Source organism: Terriglobales bacterium, assembly GCA_035651655.1.
GTDB lineage: Bacteria > Acidobacteriota > Terriglobia > Terriglobales > Acidobacteriaceae > DASRFG01.
Window position 1 is genome coordinate 1 of record DASRFG010000020.1, and the last position, 20,234, is coordinate 20,234.

Here is a 20,234-nt window from a genome sequence, read left to right on the forward strand (position 1 = left end):
AATAATGGAGCATTTCTTTCCTGTTGGTTCTAAGTGTCCCGCGACACGCTCCGGGCCGAAGTGGCGGAATTGGCAGACGCGCATGGTTCAGGTCCATGTACCCGCAAGGGTGTGGGGGTTCGAGTCCCTTCTTCGGCACCATCTATCTCAGAGTCGCTAAATATAAGTTTTATTTCGGGGTGGGCGGGTTCAGGCAGTGACGCAACGTGTTACTGAACTTGATGTCAAACCCTGTGGCAACTCTGTGATTCGTTTGTAGTCCATTTCAAGCACAAGAATCTGCCGGCAATAGCTCACCTCGGGATCGCCACCGCGAGTTCATGTTCCTCACGATGACAATCGCTGTAACGCTGGCCACTACCGCAAGGGCATTCGGCATCGTAGTCGATCTGCTGAAGCAGCTCGTCCACATCATGTGGAGCGGCAGGACCAACCCACGAAGCTGGCCACAACGCATACCAGTAACCAGTTTCAAACCATGATTCTATCTGCTGCTGCATCGTTTTCGGACTGGCGTCTGTTCTATAGTGCCAGGCGAATACGGCATCGGTGCCATCGAAAACCTGCCCTCGGTGCATCAACGTTGAGAGAACTGGGTCTGATGATAAGGTCTGAGGCGCGTCATCAATACTGAAACGCGTTAACAAACACGTCGTAGCCCAGACTAAATGCTTTGCTAAGAACATCGCTGTGTAGTCCAGTGTGTGAACCAGCTCCATTGCGTCACGCTGTAGCACGCCGTCGCTGGCGAGGTACACACAAAGGGGAATGAGCGGTTTACCGTCTATGATTGCACGCTGGTCATCCCGAAGGTGGGGGTGGAAAGGGAATGCACGTCGGGAGATCTCTGGAGAGACCGCATAAACCCTTGGATGACGTGATCCCTCAAAGGTTAGAAGTATGATGTCGAAGGAGCGAGTAAACGCACCCGCAAAGCCTATGGAAAAATTGTGTGTTTTCTTGCACCGTTGTGGATGGGCAAGCCTGCCATCCCGCTCTACCCGGACTGTTTCCCCGGCTTGGAGGTGAGCCATTACGTCCGCGAACTCGGTTCCGTCCGGAAACGGCTGGATGCGCCCGCGCCAGGCACGCACGGCAGCCGTGCCCTGTGGAGGCACAACGGAATCGAATTGCGGGTACCAACGTTGAAGTTGTGCTTGAGCTGCCTCGACCAAGCCGAAATCCATCAATTACACCTCATCGGGGGTGTCCCATGGGGGCGTGGCGGGTGAACGTCGCGTCCGGGATGAGGTGGGTGCGGTGGGTGAGGTGGATGTTCCGGGTGAGATGGTTTGGTGTTTTCCGACATAATTTTGGTTTCCTTCGCCCTCTGATTGAGGGATTGAGAAGAACCTTAATCCAGAATGCCACAGTAAATCAATGGAAATCTTATGTTGCCAATGGAAACTATTAACGGGCTAGATTCAGTGGTGGCAACCTCTTGACAGTACGGTATAATCGAACCGTGCCCTCAGCACGTTCTCCTGAAGCCGTCTATCCTGTCTTCGGCCGCAAGCTTCGTGAAATACGTGAAAAAAGGAATGTTCCCCAGCAGGAGCTAGCAACGTTCTCGGGTCTAACCCGGTCCTCCATCGCCAACATCGAAAGTGGTAAGCAACGCGTGCTGTTGCATCAGGTGCTGCAATTTGCTGAGAGATTGGGCGTGAAGGTGTCCGACCTCGTGCCGTCAACACCTGAGCTACAGCAAATCCGTACAACCGAGACGCAGGATAAAAAGCTTGCGTATGCGGATGAAGTCCGCAGACTGGCAACCGGTCACAGCGGATAAGAGGGGCATCCCCTATGACAGCTAAAGAAGTTCTAGATGAGTGCCGGATATCCGATCGTCCGATTCCGCTGGAAGCAATAATTCAGCACTACGGGATAACACCGGTTCGTCTTTCAGCCACTGGCGACATTTTTGGAGCGATCGTGCGGGAGAACGGAGGGTTCTACATTGCCGTGAATCCCGACCAGCATCCGAACCGCCAGCGGTTTACGATTGCGCACGAACTCGCGCATTTCATTCTTCATTATAAAGACAGCAGTGAACGTATCGAGCATGTTGACACCGATTTCCGAGTCAGCTGGCGGAACCACGTGTCTTCACAAGGAGTGGACTGGAACGAAATTGAAGCGAATCGGTTCGCTGCCGAACTTCTTATGCCGGAGCACATGCTGCGTCCAGACGTGGATAAATTCGGCATGCTCGATGACGACGCATTACAGCGCCTCGCGGCGTTGTACAAAGTCTCGCGTCTGGCGATGCGCTTCCGCTTGATCAACTTGGGGCTGCTTCCACCTGAAGTGGATCCGTCAGGTGAGTGATGGGCAATTCTACTAGCCCTTGAGTCAGCCCGAGGGTGGATTCAGAACCCGCTCACCCATGACCGAATTCCTGGGCTCTCCTGCGGACTCCATCAACGAGCACGATTTGCCCAGAGTGTATCTTCTCTTACCGTTGCTGGAGCGGCGCGATGGTGTTTCCCTGGCCAATCATGCCCAAAAGATTCCTGCTCCCGATCTAGCTTTGTTGCTGAATGTAAAGCACTTACGCTCTCTTTTTTAAGCCAATTCCCGGGCGTGACCCGCAGCACATCGCCGTGTGACAGCAGTCACGCTGGGTTCGCGCCCCTTGCGTCACCCTATTACACATGCAGCAGGCGAGTTGACTTGCGCTGAAGGGCACTGCCAGCGCCAGTTGACGAGCAAATGGGAGAGAACATGAGTTCCGCAATCGTTGGGGAAAAGGGAGTTTTGGAGGTTGTGCCGCCGCAGTTTCCAGGCCTTCGGTCCACCACTGACGGTTCAGGGGCAGTCGTCTGGGTGGAATCGCATATCTCGCAGGCAGCATGCGCTTATCCAATTACCCCCTCCACCCCGATGGGCGATGGCTTTGCCGCTGAGGTTTCCAATGGCAAGCAGAACCTTTGGGGAGAGACTCTCCAATTCCTTGAACCGGAATCGGAACACAGCTCTGCTTCCGCATGCGAGGGTTATGCTCTGGCCGGTGGACGCGTAACCAATTTCACCTCCGGCCAGGGGCTGATCCTGATGAAAGAGGTCCTGTACGTCATCAGCGGCAAGCGCCTGCCCGTGGTCTTCCATATCGGTGCACGCGCTCTTACTTCGCAATCCTTGAACGTTCATTGTGGACACGATGACGTAATGGGCGTGGCCGATGTTGGTTGGGGCATGCTGTTCGGCCGGAATGCACAGGAAGCCTGTGATCTGGCGCTGATTGCCCGGCGGGTGGCGGAGCAGACGGAGACGCCTTTTTTCAACATACAAGATGGCTTTTTGACCACCCACACGGTGCAGACCGTACAACTGCCGGAACCCGAGCTGATGCGGGAGTTTGTGGGCGCGCCCCAGAAGCACCTCCGCAATCTATTTGATCCTCACAAACCGATCCTTACCGGATGCGTTCAGAACCAGGACAGCTACATGAAAGGCAAGGTAGCGCAGCGTTACTTTTATCAAATCATCGCGCCGGTCCTGGATCAGGCTTTTGAAGAATTCGGCAGGTTGACGGGCCGGCATTATTCGGCGGTGCTGCCGTACCGCATGAGCGATGCCGATTACGCCGTGATTGGCATGGGTTCAATGATGGAGACCGCAGAAGCGACGGTTGATTACCTGCGAGAGAACGGTATTCGCGCGGGTTGCATTTCCATTCTCAGCTTCCGTCCGTTTCCCTCGCGGCAGTTGGCGGAGTTGGTGAAATCGTGCCGCCGCATAAGCGTCATCGAGCGTTGCGATTGTCCCCTGGGACAGTCAAACCCGCTGACCACCGACGTGAAGGCCTGCTTGGCGGATTACTTCCTCGAGAGCTGGCGTCAACCGTTTGAAATCATGCCCGAAGTGTACAGCGGCGTAGCTGGCTTGGGCGGGCGCGACGTGCGCCCTGGGCATATCGTGGCGGCATTCGAAAATATGTTGTGTGGCGGCGGCAAGCGCAATTTTGTGCTCGGCGTCAACCATTCCGAAGCGATTGACTCGGCACTGGACCCGGATGTGCGTCCCAGTGGCGCATATTCGTTGAGGGGCCATTCGGTAGGCGGATTTGGGTCCGTTACTACGAACAAGGTACTAGCAAATGTGGCGTCGGATCTATTCGGACTTGATGTGCAGGCGTTTCCTAAGTATGGCTCGGAGAAGAAAGGCTTGCCCACCAATTACTACCTAACGCTCTCCTCACAGCCCTTGCGCCTGCACGCCGAATTAAAGCACGTAGAGTTTGTGGCCGTGCAGGACGCCAGCGCATTTCGCACCGACGATCCCTTGCAAGGGCTTCGTGATGGCGGGATTGTCTATCTGCAATCCGCCCTGGTGCCGGAAGAAACCTGGAAGAGTTTGCCCTCCAAAGCCAAGGCTGCAATCCGAGCACGCAAGCTGCGGGTCTTTATCATTGATGCCCAACGCATAGCCCGCGAAACCTCCAGCCGTCCCGATTTGCAGGTGCGCATGCAAGGCATCGTATTGCTGGGAGCTTTCCTGCGCCTCACGCCTTTTGCAGAGCAGGCCGTTCTAACCCCGGCCGTTCTAACTAAAGACGTGCTCTTCACGGCGTTGGAGAAAAGCCTGACCAAGTATTTTGGCAAGCGCGGCGGTCGGGTAGTTGAAGACAATGTCCGCGCAGCACGGCGGGGTTTTGATGAGATTAAAGAACTTGAGCTACCGGAGGGGCCGATTCAGGGCGAGCCTCTCGAAGACCGATCTGAAAATGAGCTGCATGTTCTTCAGACGTCTCAGGCGTGGGACGGAGTAGTCCCGGTAAACTTTTGCGAGCGCATAATTGGCTGCTACAAAGTTGGGCGTGAAGCCGAACTGCCGGCTGATGAAGCGGTCGCGCGCAGCTTCATGCCTCCTGCCAGCGCCACGCAGCGCAGCTTTCGCAACCTGGCTCCCGAGATTCCTCAGTTTCTGCCCAGCGCCTGCGTGGGCTGCATGGAATGTGTGAACGTGTGCCCCGATACTGCCATTCTGGCCAAAGTCGCCGAACCAGAAGCGCTCGATGCTGCCCTCGGACGGATTAAGGCCAACGGCGACGCGGGGTTTCTGCGATCGCAGCTGGTTGCTACCTCCAAGTATCACGAATTATTTGTGCGACGTGGCCAGGCAGGTGGACTGTTCGGCATCTTCGTTGATGCTGATAAGTGCAAGGGCTGTGGCGAGTGTGTGGTGGCCTGCGCGCGTCACGAGGCGCTCCGAATGGTGCCGAAAGAAACCATTGATCTGCATCTTTACGACCGTGCCATGCAACTGCACCGAGAACTTCCCAACACTCCTCGCCACTTTGTAAACGAGAAATCGCTTGGTGACATGATGCTCACCAGCGACTCGCAGCTTTTTGCAGGCGGCGCCGGCTCGTGCATGGGTTGTGGCGAAACCACTGCGATTCGCATGATGCTGGCAGCGACGGGCTTTGTCTATGGACAGGAGAACATCGGCATTGTCGCCGCCACTGGTTGCAATACTGTCTATGGCTCGACTTACCCGTTCAATCCTTATGCCGTGGCGTGGACGAATTCGCTGTTCGAGAACGCCCCGGCCGATGCAATGGGCATCCGTCTGCGTTGGAACCAGGAGGGACATCCGGAACGGCGGCTCTGGGTCCTAGGCGGGGATGGCGCGATGTACGATATCGGCTTTCAGTCACTCTCGCGCATGTTAATGTCCGGCCTCGACATCAAGGTGCTGGTGCTCGATACCCAGGTTTACTCCAACACCGGTGGCCAAAGCTCAACTGCAACGTTTACTTCGCAAGACGCCAAAATGTCCGCGGTTGGAAAGGCGCAGTCCGGAAAGATGGAACGGCGCAAAGAGCTTGCCCAAATCCTGCTAATGCACCCCAATGTTTTTGTAGCTCAAACGACCACTGCGCATCTTGCGCACTTCTATAAGAGCATCATGGCAGCCAATGATTACCCTGGCCCAGCCGTGGTCGTTTGCTATGCCACGTGCCCGCCGGAGCACGGAGTTGCTGATGATCACTCCATTACACAGGCGAAGCTGGCAGTCGAATCACGGGCGTTTCCACTCCTGGTGTTTGACCCGCGCAACGGCGAGCGCATGCGCGAGTGTTTAAGCCTGGCAGGCAATCCTGCCATGAAGGATGACTGGTACATTGATCCTCGCAACAGCGAACCGGTTAACTTCATAAGTTTCGCGAGAACTGAAGGCCGCTTTGGACGCCACTTCGCAGCTGACGGCAGCCCCGACGAATTCCTTGCCAAGGCACAGCTCGATCGTTTGCTGAATTGGCACCGACTTCAGGAGCTTGCCGGCCTACGCTAAGCCGACTGCAACTTTTATGTGACCTCGCCTGGCAAACTGTTGGACTGATGTCTTGCAAGCTCTTGCTTCTTTCGCTTGCAGGCCAGTTCGCGTTCCGCTTCTTCTTTGCTTAGTTTGTGGTGGTGCACGGCGGTTTTTCCGTTCTAGAAAAGGGACTTCAGGCGCGCCCTATCATCGTCGAGTTCATTCTTCGGGTCAGCTCCGAAGAGCAGTGCGATCACGTGTCCGATCACCCGCGCCGGCGGATTATACGAACTGGCTTTTATGGAGTGGAAGCAGATCTGATTGACTTGCCTTCCATCCTCCTCCTAAGATGGCGGGCACTGGATAGCCCATGCTGGGCGACACCATTTCGCATTACCGCATCGTGCACAAGCTCGGTAGCGGTGGTATGGGTGTGGTGTACGAGGCCGAGGATATTAAACTCGGCCGCCGTGTTGCCCTGAAGTTTATCCCCGAAGATCTGGCCGGCAATCCGAAGATGCTGCACCGTTTCTTGCGCGAGGCGCGTGCCGCATCCTCGCTGAACCACCCCAACATCTGCACCATTCACGAAGTTGACGAGCATGCCAATAAGCCGTTCATCGTGATGGAGCTTCTGGAAGGCGAGAGCCTCAAGCAGCGCATTCACGGCAAACCCTTGCCGCTTGAGACGGTGCTCGATCTCGGCGTGCAGATCGCCGATGCGCTGGATGCTGCCCACACCAAGGGCATCGTTCACCGCGACATCAAGCCCGGCAACATTGTCATCACTCCACGTGGCCAGGCGAAGATCCTGGATTTCGGACTGGCCAAGGTGACCGCGTCAGAGAATGGCGGCGCGGGAGATGGCGCCTCCTCCGGCGCGCTTGAGGATTCCATGACCGCCTTGGGGACAGTCCCGGGCACAGCCGTGTATATGTCGCCCGAGCAGGTGAGCAGTGAGCAAGTAGATGCGCGCAGCGACCTGTTCTCCTTCGGCGTGGTCCTGTATGAAATGGCCACTGGGCAGAAGCCATTCGTGGGCGACAATGTGGTGCTCACGCTGAGCGCGATTCTGAAGCAGAAACCGGTTTCGCCGCTGGCCGTGAATTCCGGCCTGCCCACCGATTTCGAACACATCATTGGAAAAGCACTGGAGAAAAAGCGCGAAGCCCGCTATCAGAGTGCTTCAGAATTGCGGAACGATCTACTGCGCTTAAAGCGCGAGAGCGAGTCCGGCTTGCTGCCCGCGGCATTAAAGAAGTCGGGCTTGGTTCCCCGCCTGCCCAGCAAGACCTTCCAACGCTCAAGCTGGCTTCACAATTACTTCGTGCTGGGAGGGGTCGCGGTCCTGGTGGCAGCTCTGGTCGTGACTACGGCGGCATTGGTGAAGTTGCGTGGCCGGCAGGCCCCCACCGGTTCCCACACCGTTGCGGTGCTTCCATTCCAAAACATCAGCGGGGACAAGAGTATTGATTTCCTGCGTTTCGCTCTGGCCGACCAGGCCGCCAATCTTTTGACCTATTTGCCCTCGGTGGAGATTCGCCCGGTGGAGATGTCTCAGAGCTACGCAAACCTTGGTCCGCAACAGGCAGGCCAGCAGCTTCACGTCTCCACCCTGGTGACGGGCCATTACGTGAAACAGGGAGAGCAGTTGCGAGTCACCCTGGAAGCGATTGATGTCCCCAAAAACCACGTCATATGGCAGGGGATGGTCACCAGCGGCGCCCACGATCTGACTTCGCTCCAAGACCAGTTGCTGGCGCAAATCCGCCAAGGCTTGGTCCCGAGGTTTGGGATCACGAGCCGGCCATCGGAAGCGGGAACCCGGCCCAAGAACGCCGAAGCGTATGACTTATACCTGCGCAGCATCGCGATCCCGCATGATCCCGTTCCTAACAAAGAGGCAATCACCCTGCTGGAGGCGGCGGCCAAACTTGATCCGAAATATGCGTCGGTGTGGGATGCGCTGGGAAAACGGTATTACTACGACGCCGCCTATTCTGACGGAGGCGATGCTGCGTACCAGCGCTCCAATTCCGCGCTGCAACAAGCGTTGAAGCTGGACCGCAATCTAGTCAGCGCCGCGGCCGCGCTGACCACCAACCGCATCGAGTGGGGACAGCTGGACAAGGCGGCGGATGCTGAAGCATTACTGAAGCAGCGGCCAGACAGCTCTGAGGCGCATTTCACCGTCGCCTATGTTTACAGGTACGCGGGGCTGCTGGAGGCGGCGGCCCACGAATGCGACGCGGCTCTGGCACTCGATTCCACCAACTTTAATTTTCGCTCCTGCGCGTTCACATTTCTGGAACTCGGGAAAACCGACAAGGCATTGCAATATCTGCGCCTTGATGCCGGTTCGGAATTCTTTAACGACTTGCTTCCCGGAGTGCTTCTACGTGATGGAAAATTGGGCGAAGCCAAGCTGGCTGCGCAGAAGATGTCGAACAATCCGGTTTGGCATCGCAGCCTTCTGCAAGCCTGCCTTTCGCATTCCGATGTGGCCTCCGCGGTAAAACAGGACGAGTCCGCCTTGCGGGGCGAGCGTGATCCGGAAGTCAAGTATTACCAGGCTTCCATTTTGGCGTTTTGCGACCAGCACGAGCTGGCCATCACGCTATTGCGCAGCGCCATCGCACAGAATTATTGCGCATCATCGGCGCTGCAAGCCGACCCGCTGCTGGTAAAATTGCGCCGCTTTCCCGAGTTCTATGAACTGCAATCCCTGGCGAACCAATGCCAAACCAGATTTCTGGCGGCCTTGACCGCGCCCAGCAAATAGCAAGTGTCCCAGGAGGACTCCGATGGAATGTTCGCGAAGGTTGTTGCATTTTGCGCTGATCAGCCTATTGCTGCTCCCATTGTTCAACTGCGGCTCACAACATAGCAGCGACGAAAAGTATTACCTGATCTCGGCGAACCTCCAGGTGCCGTATTGGCAGTCCGCCAAGGCAGGATTCTTCCAGGCAGGGTCGCAGCTTCAGGTGAAGGTCGAATTCGCCGGACCCAACACTTACGATCCCAAAGCGCAGCAACAGGAGTTTCAGAACGCGGTCAGCCAAAAAGCCAGCGGTATTCTGCTGTCTGCGGCCAATCCCGAGCTGATGAAGCCCGAGATTGACGCGGCCATTGCTGCCGGTATTCCGGTGATTACTCTGGATTCAGATTCCCCCTCCAGCAAACGGCTATTCTTCATCGGAACCAACAACTATCAGGCGGGGATGATGGGGGGCAAGGTTGCAGCCAGCCAGATGCACGGAAAGGGAAATGTCGTGGTTTTTACCATGCCCGGGCAGTCCAATCTAGACGACCGTCTGCGCGGCTATCGCGACGCATTTGCCAGCTATCCACAGATAAAAATCGCGCGCATCGTGGACATTCATGGCGATCCTCGCGTGGCCTTCGATACCACCCAGGAGATCATCGGTAAAGAGAAAGACAAAGTGGATGCATTTGTCTGCCTGGAGGCGCAAGCCGGCAAGGAAGTCGCCAACGTCCTGGACCGCTATAACGTGAAAGGCAAGACCGTAGTGGCAATGGACACCGATGCCGAAACTCTGGACGCGATCAAGCGAGGGGCCATCGTCGCGACCATCGCTCAGAAGCCTTTCACCATGGCATTCGTGGGGATGAAGCTGCTCGACGATCTGCACCATCATGCGCTTCAACCTCTAAACCGCAATTGGGCAGAGGACCCGTTCTCCCCTGTTCCGGCTTTTGTGGATACTGGAGCCACACTGATTGACAAGAACAATGTTGATGAATTTCTGGCTGCGCAAAAGTCGGCGACCAGCAAGTGACATACGAGGGGATTCGTGAGCCCTGGTTAGTTACGGGTCGCCGGCCTTCTCCCCGTCTGGTCTTGGCATGTTTGAGTCTAGTTCCTTGGCTAATTGAGGGATGACGCTCTTGCCGAGCGGAGTGCCAGCCAGATTCACCTGTTTCGCCTCATCGCTGCAGCACCGAAACAGCTCCTCTTTGAACTGGCCTCCGCGAATGTAGTGCCAATGCGCAGTCGTGATGGATTCCATCGGCCCGTAGTAATTGGGAAAACTCGGGCTCCAGTTCAATTGGGCCAATTCAGAAATGGGATCGGGCATGCCGGACGCTGCCGCCGATCCATTCCACAAACGCTGGAGCGAGGTCTGGGGGAAGTCAGAGTGGCGCGCCTCTCCCACTTCCTCCAGAAGTGTCGCAGGCAGTGAAGTTAGACTCACCGGTGTGTCAATTCGCCGGCCTGCGGGTATCCGACCCGGCGCCCAAAAAATCAGCGGGACGTGTATCAGCTCGCGATAAAGAGAGCTGCCGTGGGTCATCAACCCGTGTTCCCCGAAACTTTCGCCGTGGTCTGAGGTGATTACCACCATCGTGTTGCGGTCCAGGCCGCGCTGTTTCAGCTGCTGCAGTAGCTGCTGAATCTGATCGTCTACCAGATTGATGGCGCCGTCATATGCGTCCAGCATCCCCTGCCGTTGTTGCGGCGTGACCCGCTCAAACCAGGCCCAATGTTCGGAGGCCCGGCTACGAGGGTCCTTCATATTGGTATAACGATGCAGATACGGTTCCGGCGGCCGGTAGGGATCGTGCACATCCAGGTAATTCAAGAACATGAAAAAGGGACGGCGATCGCCATCTATCCAGCGCAGGGCATGGTCGTTGATTTCGGCCGCACTGCGGCGGCCGAAAAGATCGCGTTTAAGCTGCAGGCTGAACACCAGGTGTTTGATCAAGTCGCCGTAAAAAGTTTGCGCGAAGCTGCTGCCCAACGATTGAAAATCGTCCTCAAAGTGAATAAAGCCGCGCCGAAACCCTCGTCGGCGGCAAAACAGCAATGTGTTGGCGGAGAACGCGGCGGTCCTGTAGCCCCGCGCCATGAACGCTTCCCCCAGGGTGCGGTAGTCCCATCCGAGAAGCGCGCCGTCGCTCTCCACACCGTGCGCCGAAGGGTACAGTCCTGTGAGCAACGAAGCGTGTACCGGCAAGGTCCAGGAGGAAGGCGCAATCGCGTTTTCAAAAAGTGTGCCTTCGGCGGCGAGCCGCGTCAGGTAAGGGCTGGTCGGTCGCGCGTATCCGTACGTCGAAAGGTGATCTGCGCGAAGCGTGTCCACCACGATGACCACGACGTTAGGGCCCGTAGTTTGGGGCGGCAGCCGCGCCGCATCTCGCCGCTCATGAAGCTGCTGCCTGATGGGAAATACAATGATGCACCATAGGGCGGCCAGCACCAGTATCGGCAAACTACGTTTTTGCCACCTCAGCATGCTTCGCCCCCAAAGGAATGACAAAAAGCCCACCAGGGAAGCAGCAGCCACCGATACCAAAAGAACAATCAGAGGTGTAGTTTCCGTCTGCGCGCGAGTGATACAGGCGAAGAGCGCCAGTCCGGAAAACAAAAAGGTCGCTTGCATCAAATCGGCGCTGTTTCGGAAGACGCCGCCTTTAAGTGCAATCACTATCAGCGCTGCGCCCAAAAACAGCAACGGCTCAAACTCGGCTCCGGCACGCAGCAGGTCGCGCCAGATGTAGGAATGCGCTAGAAAACCTTCGCCCAGGCCGGCCGCCAATCCCCACCACAGGGCGATCAGAAGCAAATCTCTGGGCCGATACGGCTGCGCGTCTGTGTTGTCGTCTGTCTGCTGGGGGAGGGACATGCGGGGAGGGAAAGATTACAAAAATAGGGGCTGAATTACAATTCCGCGGCTCGCTCTCGCGGCATTGTTCATGTGGCCGCGGCGGTCGCATCATTCCGAGCCAAGCTGTCATTCCAAGCGAAGCGAGAAATCCCTCTAGTCTCACCGTACCTGCAGGCTGAAGAGATTCCCCGCAGACTAAAGCCAACTCGGAATGCCACATCACTTTGACTGCAAGATCCGGATAGCCCCGCTTAACCATGCGCGCCAATATGACAATCGTGATCCAACTTAAGTGATCAGCGGGAGGACCGATCATGGCGACCATTCGAGTAATCGCAATCTCTACAAAGACAGCAGATCTGGTGCGTAGCACTATGAAGTCACCGGGTTACGGCCACCCTGCGCATACAGAAATCGCCAGCGGATATGGCCCTTGCCGGCACTGCTTGCGAGACTTCCGCGTCGGCGAAGAGAAACGAATCCTCTTTACCTACGACGCGTTTTACTCAGTCGAGAAGTTGCCGTTGCCCGGGCCGATCTTTATCCATGCGGAGCCCTGCTCCCGCTACGATGAAAACGCCGGTTTCCCTAAAGATATGCGCGCCCACCGCCTTACCATCAACGCCTATGGTCAGGATCGCACTCTGCTCGCCGAAAAATTGGTTGAAGACGGGAATATCGAATCGATGATTGACTCCTTCCTCGACCGCTCAGACGTCAAATACCTCCACGTCCGCGATACTCAAGCTGGATGCTATGACTTCCGGATTGAGCGTGCGTCGCGCTAATAGTTCCCCATGGCCAGTTGCCACCATGGTGTTCCACTATCTCGGTTCCTGAGACCGTCAAAAGGTGCACCATTAATGTGGCATTCAGGAACTCCCCGTGAGTGCTAGAATGCTGCCTCGTTACGCAGGAGCTCTGGGACCTAGCTGCAGCGTGCTTCTGCGCCCGAATTTGACCCATGCCGATAGATTCCTCTAGAACTCAGTCTCTATTTCGCAGGCTTGAACGTCTGATTCCCAGGTTGGCCAGGCATGCCCAGCCGGACCACGTCCATCACTTCCGAACCTCTATCCGGCGTTTGGAGACGCTGCTTGAGCAACTAGTGCCAAAGCCTGATCGCAGCCAGAAAAAGCTTCTAAAGCGGCTAAGCAAGCTCCGCAAGCGTGCCGGTCATATCCGCGATTTGGATGTTCAGGTGGCCGCCTTGAAATCTCTGAAGATTGACCGTGGTTCCCAGGACAAGCGCGAGTTGGTGGATGCACTGGGAGTCGAGCGACAGAAATGGGAGAAGAAGCTAACCAATGCTCTCGACGCTCGCTCCTCTCGGGAACTGCGTAAACGCCTGCGTCGCGCAGCCCAGAATCCTGAGTTGCACAGCCACAATTTTGATCCGGTTTCCAGAGCGCTTGGCATGTTCTCTCGCCTGTCGCTCTCAGAAGGCGCACTCTCGGAAAAAGTCTTGCACGCATATCGCCTCCAGTGCAAAAACATCCGCTATGTTGCGGAGATGGCAGGTGCACAACCTGAGGCCAAAGCCGTTATTGATCAACTCAAGAAGATGCAAGACGCCATCGGCGAATGGCATGACTGGGACACTCTCACTGTCAGGGCAAGCAGGCTGCTTGCCGGCTCCTCAAATCCTCCGCTAGTTACCGCCCTGCGTGCGGTCGCGAAAGCCCAGCTCGCAGACGCACTGCTGGTTTCAAACGGGGCGATCGCCGCGCTGTTGGATTTGTACAAAGCATCGACGGGCCGTCGGAAACCGGCCAGAGCAGCGGAATCGGCCTCCGAGCAACCGGATTTGGCAAAGGCTGCAAACGCCTGATTTTTTCTTATTTCCCCTGAGCTATGCCCACCTTTGCGGCGGTTGATATCGGAGCTAATTCAGTCCGGTTGAAAATCGCACGCCTGGTGCGGCGGCGCCTGAGAGTTATACATGAAGACCGGCAAGTCACCCGTCTTGGAGAATTGGTGTTCAAGTCTCCGGGCGGCGTGCTCTCGCCGGACTCCATGTCGGATACGGTCAAGGTTCTGCGCCGTTTCCATCGCGCCTCGCAAGAATACGGCGTTGACGCCGTTCGGGTGGTAGCCACCAGCGCGCTTCGCGAGGCCCACAACCGGCAGCGATTTATAGACTGGGTCCATTCGGTTACGGGATGGACAGTGGAGATCATCTCCGGCGCCGAGGAAGCTCGCCTCATCCACCTGGGGGTGGTTTCGAATCTTCGCATCTCCGGCTGGCCAGCACTGATGGTGGATCTGGGCGGCGGCAGTTGTGAACTCACCATCTCGGTTCGCGGCCAGATCCGCGACACGGTCAGTGTTCCTTTGGGAGCTGTGCGCCTGACCAATGAGTTTCTGCACCACGATCCGCCTCGTAAAAAAGAGTTGCGCCAGTTACGTGGGTTTATTGATCGCGAGTTGGGGCGGGTGTCGAACAAAATCATAGCCGCCCGCGTTAAGACAGTGATTGCGACTTCAGGCACGGCAGCGGCGTTGGCGGCGGTAGCCGAGAACCTGGATAAGCACTCCAGTGGCACAGCCGGTTCTTTCGTGCCAGCCAGAACCGCTGCCCGGATAGCCAGGCTGCTGGCAAGGCGGACGGTTGAGGAACGCGCCGAGCTCCAGGGCATCGGTCCGCGGCGCGCCGAGATTGTCGTGGCTGGAGCAGCGGTGTATGCGCAACTTCTGGAGCGCTGCCGCCTAAGATATTTTCGCTATTCGCCTTTAGGTTTGCGGGACGGGCTGCTGGAGCAAATGGCCGCCGACTACGATCGCCGCGCGCGGCCGCGTGAAAAAATCGAGTCAGAACGCTGGGAATCAATCCTCGCCGCGGCGGGCCACTACCAAGTGGACATGGATCACGCGATGCAAGTACGCAAGTTCGCGGTGCAGCTATTCCGGTCCATGGCTCGGCTGCATCAGTTGCCCATGGAATACGAAGAGTGGGTATCGGCCGCAGCCATCCTTTATGAGGTCGGCGGATATATCAATCGCAATGGCAGGCACCGGCACGCGTACTACATCCTTTCCCACTCCGAAATCCTCGGGGTTACGCCGCAACAACGGCGCATCATCGCCGCCATTGCCCGTTATACAGGGACCTCTCCTCCCTTGGCTTCGGACCCTCCCATCAAAGCATTGCCGGCGGCGGACCGGCAGCATGTTATGCGAGCATGCCTGGTGTTACGGCTGGCGCGCGCTCTGAACCTTGGACGCCATCAGGCAGTTAAAGCGCTGAAGATTCGCCTACAGAAAAACACCGTTGCGCTTGCACTGACCCCAAAACGGGGTACCGACGTTGAATTGGAATTGTGGGCGCTGGAAAGGGAACGCGCCTACTTTCGGGAAGTCTTGGGACGTGGACTCTCAGCGGCGGTAGCTTGAGCTGCGGCAGCAACTTTAGGGGTGACACACCAACGCAGCACCGCATTGTTGCGCTTGAGCTCCGCCTGGGCCACCGCACCCTTCTTCAGGTTCACTCCCGCACGGCTGCCGCGGCCAATCAGGCTGCCCAGAAATTCGCTAAGGTTCGGATTGTGTCCCACTACCATAATTGCGTCAGCTTTCGTATAGCGATTGAGCAGCTCACGAAATTGAGCGATGCTGGCCTCCGGACGCAACGCAGGATCAAGCTGAAGTTTCCCCTCGTGTCCCATTTCATTGGCCACCAGCACCGCAGTTTGCGCTGCTCGCTTGAGCGGACTGGCAATGATTGCGTCCACTTGGACATCGAGCGCTGCGAGCAGCCGGCCCATCAGCCTGCACTGCTCGATTCCATCGGCATCGAGCGCCCGCTTTGCATCCTTTTTCGGATCGCTTACCCGTTCGCCGGCGCTGGCGTGGCGCACAAAATAGAGGATCATCGCAATTTACGCTTGAAGCAGGAGCTTTGGTGTTTTGGAATCGAGACGTGAGGGAATCTGACTGATAGACGCTTTTCCCTCCGCCAAATCAATCAGGAACTCTTGCGCGTTGAAACCGGGAACCGAGCGGCCCTTTCCGGCCTTTCGCTTCACATGCAAATAGGTGCCATCTGGACGCAAGACGCGCGCTTTCATGTTGTCCGCCAAATAGGCAGCCAAAATTTCATAACGCAAACGGTCCCGAAGCACGGGTTCCTGAATGGGTAACATTACTTCTACTCTTTCATACAAGTTCCGAGGCATCCAGTCCGCACTCGAAATGTAGCCCTCTTCCTGGCCTCCATTGGCAAAATAAAATATTCGGCTGTGCTCAAGGAAACGGCCTACCACACTCCGTACACGGATGCGGTCGCTAATCCCCCTCAATCCCGGACGTAAAGCGCACATCCCCCTTACAATCAAATCAATGTTCACGCCCGCCTGGGAAGCGCGGTAGAGAGCTGCAATGATGTTCTGATCGAGCAATGCATTCATCTTCGCGATGATATATGCCGGTCTGCCATGCCGCGCGTGGTCGGCTTCGCGTTGAATCAGTTCCAGGCATCGCTCGGCGAGATTCGCCGGGGCCAAAATTAGGGGCTCGTAATTCGGGTGCTCAGCGTAAGCGGTAAGAAAACTGAAAGCATCGTGCACCGCCTTGGTGACGTCCTTATTAGAAGTGAGAAAACTCAGGTCCGTATAGTGGCGGGCAGTAACTGAATTGTAATTTCCGGTTCCAAGATGAGCATAGCGCCGGCTCACGCCATCGGAATCCTGGCGGACAATTAACGCCAGTTTGCAGTGGGTCTTCAGTCCAACTAATCCGTGAAAGACCTGCACACCGGCATCCTCCAGATCGCGCGCCCAGCGAATGTTCGAAGCTTCATCGAAGCGGGCTTTCAACTCAACGACGACCGTTACCTCCTTCTTGGCCGCGGCGGCAATAAGAGATGGAATCACCATCGAATGCTCCGACGTGCGATACAAGGTCTGTTTGATGGAGAGCACGCGCGGATCCTCGGCTGCCGCCTCGATGAATGAGACTACAGAATCGTAAGAATCAAAGGGATGGTGCAACAGGATGTCACGGCTGCGCAGTTCGTCAAACACATCACGCGATTTGCCGGTTAGCCGCAGTTCTTTTGGAACAAACGGCCGGTATTTCAGTTCGGGACGTTCTGACTGTTCGTAAATAGCAAATAAACGATTTAGGTTAACCGGTCCGTTGTTCCGGAAAACCTGCCATGGCGCCAGATCAAAGTTGCTGCGCAGACGCTCGACAATCTCAGGATCGGCATCAGCCTCAATCTCCAGCCTGACCGCCGCCCCTTTTCGCCGATTGTGCAGTTCAGTGCGGACCGATTCCAACAGATTCCGAGACTCCTCTTCTTGCAGATAGAGGTTGCTGTTGCGGGTCACTCGAAACGCCGCCGATGAAATGATTTCATAGCCACGATACATTTGTTCCGCGTGGCTGACGACCAAATCAGCCAGAGCAATGTAATCGTCGGTATTATCAGACGGCAATTTGACCAGTCGTGGAAGTGCGCGCGGCACAGTTACAACGCCCATGTAGGTCGTGGAAGCGCGACGCCGCCGACGAAGTAAAAATGCTACACACAGCGCCTTGTTGATGACCCGAGGGAAGGGGTGTGCAGGATCCACCGTGATGGGAGTCAGCAGCGGATCAAGGGCGCGATCGCAATAATCGTCCACAAAAGCACGCTGCTGGGAATCAAGCTCATGCAGCGCTAGTACCCGGACGCCCTTCTCCGCCAGTGCGGGGCTAAGTTTCTCGTTCCAGCAGCGGTATTGATCTTCCACCAGGGCATGCGTCTGTCGCGCTACCAGGTCGCGCACTTCGGGCAGGGTGGCTCCATCTGGACCGCCCTCAATGTGCCCGTCCTCAATATGCTGCAGCATAGCCGCCACACGAACTTCGAAAAATTCGTCCAGGTTGCTCGCGCTAATGGAGAGAAATTTCAACCGTTCCAGCAGCGGATTTTGCTCGTCCTCAGCTTCCTCCAGGACTCTTCGATTAAACGCCAGCCATGAAGATTCCCGATTGAGGTAATAAGCCGGATTATCGAGCGAGATTCGCGGCATTTCGGGCTATTCTAGAGGCAAACGAATAAGTAAGTTATTACAGAAATGTGAATTCCAGTCAGCTCGACTCGGTTGCTGCAACGCCGGGCAGAGCTTCCTGGCGCAGGAATCGCTACAAAGGGAACCTTCACCGAAATTTCACAATCGCGCAACCTACTGTAACAAAACCGTTCTATGCTGCACAAAATAAGGAAGAGTCTCTCACATCGCCAGTGCTTCACCCCGGCTAACCTGTCCCGCTGTCGACCATAGCTGTCAAGCAGGTGCCAACCCGTCTATGCTCCATACCATCGAATTAAATAATGTGTCCGAATTTTTAAAAGGATGCGTTGAGTATTCGAAGGAGCAGCCATGAGCAAGGTTCTGGCAATTACGGCAGCATTGATCTTTGCTTGCACAGCGTTTGCGCAACAAGCCACAGATAGCAACCAGTCGGCACAAGTCCAGGCGGGCGGCGTCGTAGGACTCACTATCCACCCTGACACTATGCCGAACTTCAATGACTCGGCCGTGCTGGTATCGGTTGCGCCCAAGCACCGCACACCTGGATTCCGGGGAGTGCAGAACGTCGGCCAGCTCACTTCTTCGAAAGACGGTTATTCCGTTTACCTGAGAATTCCTCCGACCGCCCCCGCTGGCACTTGGACTGTTACCAGCGTGCGCTTGCTTGTGCCGGCAGGTCCGTCCGTGCCTTTAAAATACCGCACCTCGGATTTCCAAGTAGTCCAGAGCGAGAACGTCATGCTGCCATCGAGTGCAACCGTGGAAGTTGCCGCCTCGCGCTGACGTTGGCGAGCGCAGACTCCTGCCCTGTTGTTCTCCCGCGTTTTTTGCAATAATGCGAAGGACGATCTCTTAATTCTAAAAGACTAAATGAAATTTGTGGCCAAGGTTGTGTTTGCTCTTATGTTGGTTGGGGCGATTGCCGCTCCCGCCCAAATCTCAAGTTTTAAACATGTGGTGGTGATCGTCCAGGAGAACCGCACTCCTGACAATCTTTTTCAGGGATTGTGCAAGCCGCCTTTCGGCCCCCGCAACAACTGCAGGACCAATCCGGCCGAACCATCCAAATACGACATTCTCACTGCAAACTGGGTGGACAAACATTCCTTGAACGGAACGACTCAGCCAACGCGCGTTTCGCTCGGGACCAACTATGATTTGAGTCACACCCATGGTGCGTTTCTCAGCATGTATGACAACGGAAGGATGGACGGCGCCGGAGACATCCCATGTATTCGCAAGTGCCCTCCGAAGCCACAGTTTAAGTTTGTAGATAATTCTAGCGGGATCTTAAACCCGTACCTTGTTCTGGCGACGCAGTACGGATGGGCGAACTATATGTTTCAGACCAACCAGGGACCCAGCTTTCCCGCCCATCAATTCCTCTTCGGAGGCACCTCGGCCCCCAGTGCAGCCGCCGATGCTGCGGCAACATTTGCCGCAGAAAATATGACCGGAAGTCATATCGCGGGATGCATTGCCCCAGCAGGAACAACCGTGAGTGTGGTTGATCCCGACAACGGCAATGAGGAGGAGCCCGGACCTTATCCATGTTTCGAGCACCAAACAATGGCGGATCTGCTCGCCAGACAACCAAGCCCCCTTTCTTGGAAGTACTACGCGCCGGAGGCTGGCTCTATCTGGACAGCGCCGAATGCCATTCAGCATATCTGCCAATCGAGCGGTCCCGGCGGGCAATGCACCGGAGCCAGTTGGAAGCAGAATGTTGATCTCACTCCCGCGGATGTGCTGACCGACATCCGCACTTGTAACCTGCCAAACGTAAGCTGGGTGATTCCCATTGGGCAAAACTCCGATCATGCAGGAACCCCGAATGGCATCGGTGGGCCTTCCTGGGTGGCTGCTATTGTCAATGCTATCGGGACGAACCATAGGTGCCGCGACGGGGAACTCTATTGGAATAACACCGCCATCTTCATAACCTGGGACGACTGGGGAGGATGGTACGACCATGAAGCGCCAACAATTCTCCCTGGCATCCAAGGGGATTATCAATACGGTTTTCGCGTCCCGCTGATTGTCGTTTCTGCCTATACTCCCGCAGGTTATGTGAACAACATCAGGCACGATTTCGGCAGCATTCTGAGGTTCATCGAACACAATTTCAACCTCGGTTCGCTCGGATTTGCCGATGCGCGCTCCCCGACCTATCTCACCGCCTTTTTCCAGCTCAACCAACTTCCCCGAATCTTTCAGAAGGTCGGCGCTCCTTTGGACGCAAGCTTCTTCCTGAATGACGAGCGGCCGCCCGAACCGCCAGATACTGATTAGCGAGAGCGAAGCGGAAGAGTATTGA

The 20,234-nt window shown here is 56.2% G+C and carries 15 protein-coding genes and 1 tRNA gene; 12 read left to right on the forward strand and 4 right to left on the reverse strand.

The window, feature by feature from the left end; genetic code table 11:
* Positions 1-54: 54 nt before the first annotated feature.
* Positions 55-141: transfer RNA gene (locus VFA76_08095), tRNA-Leu, on the forward strand.
* A gap of 152 nt (positions 142-293) precedes the next feature.
* Here VFA76_08095 and VFA76_08100 read toward each other — a convergent pair.
* Positions 294-1,187, reverse strand: a complete 894-nt coding sequence (locus VFA76_08100) for an SEC-C metal-binding domain-containing protein (GenBank protein HZR31799.1) — start codon at positions 1,185-1,187, stop codon at positions 294-296.
* A gap of 254 nt (positions 1,188-1,441) precedes the next feature.
* Here VFA76_08100 and VFA76_08105 point away from each other — a divergent pair, with 254 nt between their 5' ends.
* From VFA76_08105 to VFA76_08130, 6 genes are all read left to right on the forward strand, one after another.
* The gene (locus VFA76_08105) at positions 1,442-1,789 is read left to right on the forward strand and encodes a helix-turn-helix transcriptional regulator (GenBank protein ID HZR31800.1); all 348 of its coding nucleotides are present in this window, start codon (positions 1,442-1,444) and stop codon (positions 1,787-1,789) included.
* A gap of 14 nt (positions 1,790-1,803) precedes the next feature.
* A complete protein-coding gene (locus VFA76_08110; GenBank protein ID HZR31801.1) occupies positions 1,804-2,328 on the forward strand; it encodes an ImmA/IrrE family metallo-endopeptidase in 525 nt (174 codons plus the stop codon).
* Between the two features lie 58 nt (positions 2,329-2,386).
* Positions 2,387-2,569 carry a hypothetical protein gene (locus VFA76_08115; GenBank protein HZR31802.1) on the forward strand — a complete coding sequence of 61 codons (183 nt, stop codon included), beginning with the start codon at positions 2,387-2,389 and terminating at the stop codon, positions 2,567-2,569.
* Positions 2,570-2,724: 155 nt separating this feature from the next.
* On the forward strand, positions 2,725-6,300 hold the full coding sequence (locus VFA76_08120; GenBank protein HZR31803.1) for a 2-oxoacid:acceptor oxidoreductase family protein: 3,576 nt from the start codon (positions 2,725-2,727) through the stop codon (positions 6,298-6,300).
* Positions 6,301-6,634: 334 nt separating this feature from the next.
* The gene (locus VFA76_08125) at positions 6,635-9,046 is read left to right on the forward strand and encodes a protein kinase (GenBank protein HZR31804.1); all 2,412 of its coding nucleotides are present in this window, start codon (positions 6,635-6,637) and stop codon (positions 9,044-9,046) included.
* 22 nt (positions 9,047-9,068) lie between these two features.
* Positions 9,069-10,064 (forward strand): substrate-binding domain-containing protein, encoded by a 996-nt coding sequence (locus VFA76_08130; protein ID HZR31805.1) that lies wholly within the window; start codon positions 9,069-9,071, stop codon positions 10,062-10,064.
* Between the two features lie 30 nt (positions 10,065-10,094).
* Here VFA76_08130 and VFA76_08135 read toward each other — a convergent pair whose 3' ends face one another.
* Positions 10,095-11,915 carry a sulfatase-like hydrolase/transferase gene (locus tag VFA76_08135; protein HZR31806.1) on the reverse strand — a complete coding sequence of 607 codons (1,821 nt, stop codon included), beginning with the start codon at positions 11,913-11,915 and terminating at the stop codon, positions 10,095-10,097.
* A gap of 296 nt (positions 11,916-12,211) precedes the next feature.
* Between VFA76_08135 and VFA76_08140 the strand changes: the two genes are divergently transcribed.
* The 3 genes from VFA76_08140 (at position 12,212) to VFA76_08150 (ending at position 15,290) form a co-directional block, all read left to right on the forward strand.
* Positions 12,212-12,685, forward strand: coding sequence for a DUF1203 domain-containing protein (locus VFA76_08140; GenBank protein ID HZR31807.1), 474 nt, complete (start codon positions 12,212-12,214; stop codon positions 12,683-12,685).
* Positions 12,686-12,861: 176 nt separating this feature from the next.
* Positions 12,862-13,728, forward strand: a complete 867-nt coding sequence (locus tag VFA76_08145; protein HZR31808.1) for a CHAD domain-containing protein — start codon at positions 12,862-12,864, stop codon at positions 13,726-13,728.
* 23 nt (positions 13,729-13,751) lie between these two features.
* Complete coding sequence (locus tag VFA76_08150; GenBank protein HZR31809.1) at positions 13,752-15,290, forward strand: Ppx/GppA phosphatase family protein; 1,539 nt, start codon at positions 13,752-13,754, stop codon at positions 15,288-15,290.
* Here VFA76_08150 and sixA read toward each other — a convergent pair.
* Together sixA and ppk1 are read right to left on the reverse strand one after the other, a co-directional pair.
* Positions 15,242-15,769, reverse strand: coding sequence for a phosphohistidine phosphatase SixA (sixA, locus tag VFA76_08155; protein HZR31810.1), 528 nt, complete (start codon positions 15,767-15,769; stop codon positions 15,242-15,244). The two genes, VFA76_08150 and sixA, sit on opposite strands and share 49 nt — an antisense overlap.
* Before the next feature lie 6 nt (positions 15,770-15,775).
* Positions 15,776-17,914 (reverse strand): polyphosphate kinase 1, encoded by a 2,139-nt coding sequence (gene ppk1 / locus VFA76_08160; GenBank protein ID HZR31811.1) that lies wholly within the window; start codon positions 17,912-17,914, stop codon positions 15,776-15,778.
* A 351-nt stretch (positions 17,915-18,265) separates the two neighbouring features.
* Here ppk1 and VFA76_08165 point away from each other — a divergent pair, with 351 nt between their 5' ends.
* Together VFA76_08165 and VFA76_08170 are read left to right on the forward strand one after the other, a co-directional pair.
* The gene (locus VFA76_08165) at positions 18,266-18,700 is read left to right on the forward strand and encodes a hypothetical protein (protein HZR31812.1); all 435 of its coding nucleotides are present in this window, start codon (positions 18,266-18,268) and stop codon (positions 18,698-18,700) included.
* A gap of 87 nt (positions 18,701-18,787) precedes the next feature.
* Positions 18,788-20,209, forward strand: coding sequence for an alkaline phosphatase family protein (locus VFA76_08170; GenBank protein HZR31813.1), 1,422 nt, complete (start codon positions 18,788-18,790; stop codon positions 20,207-20,209).
* The last annotated feature ends 25 nt before the right edge of the window (positions 20,210-20,234 follow it).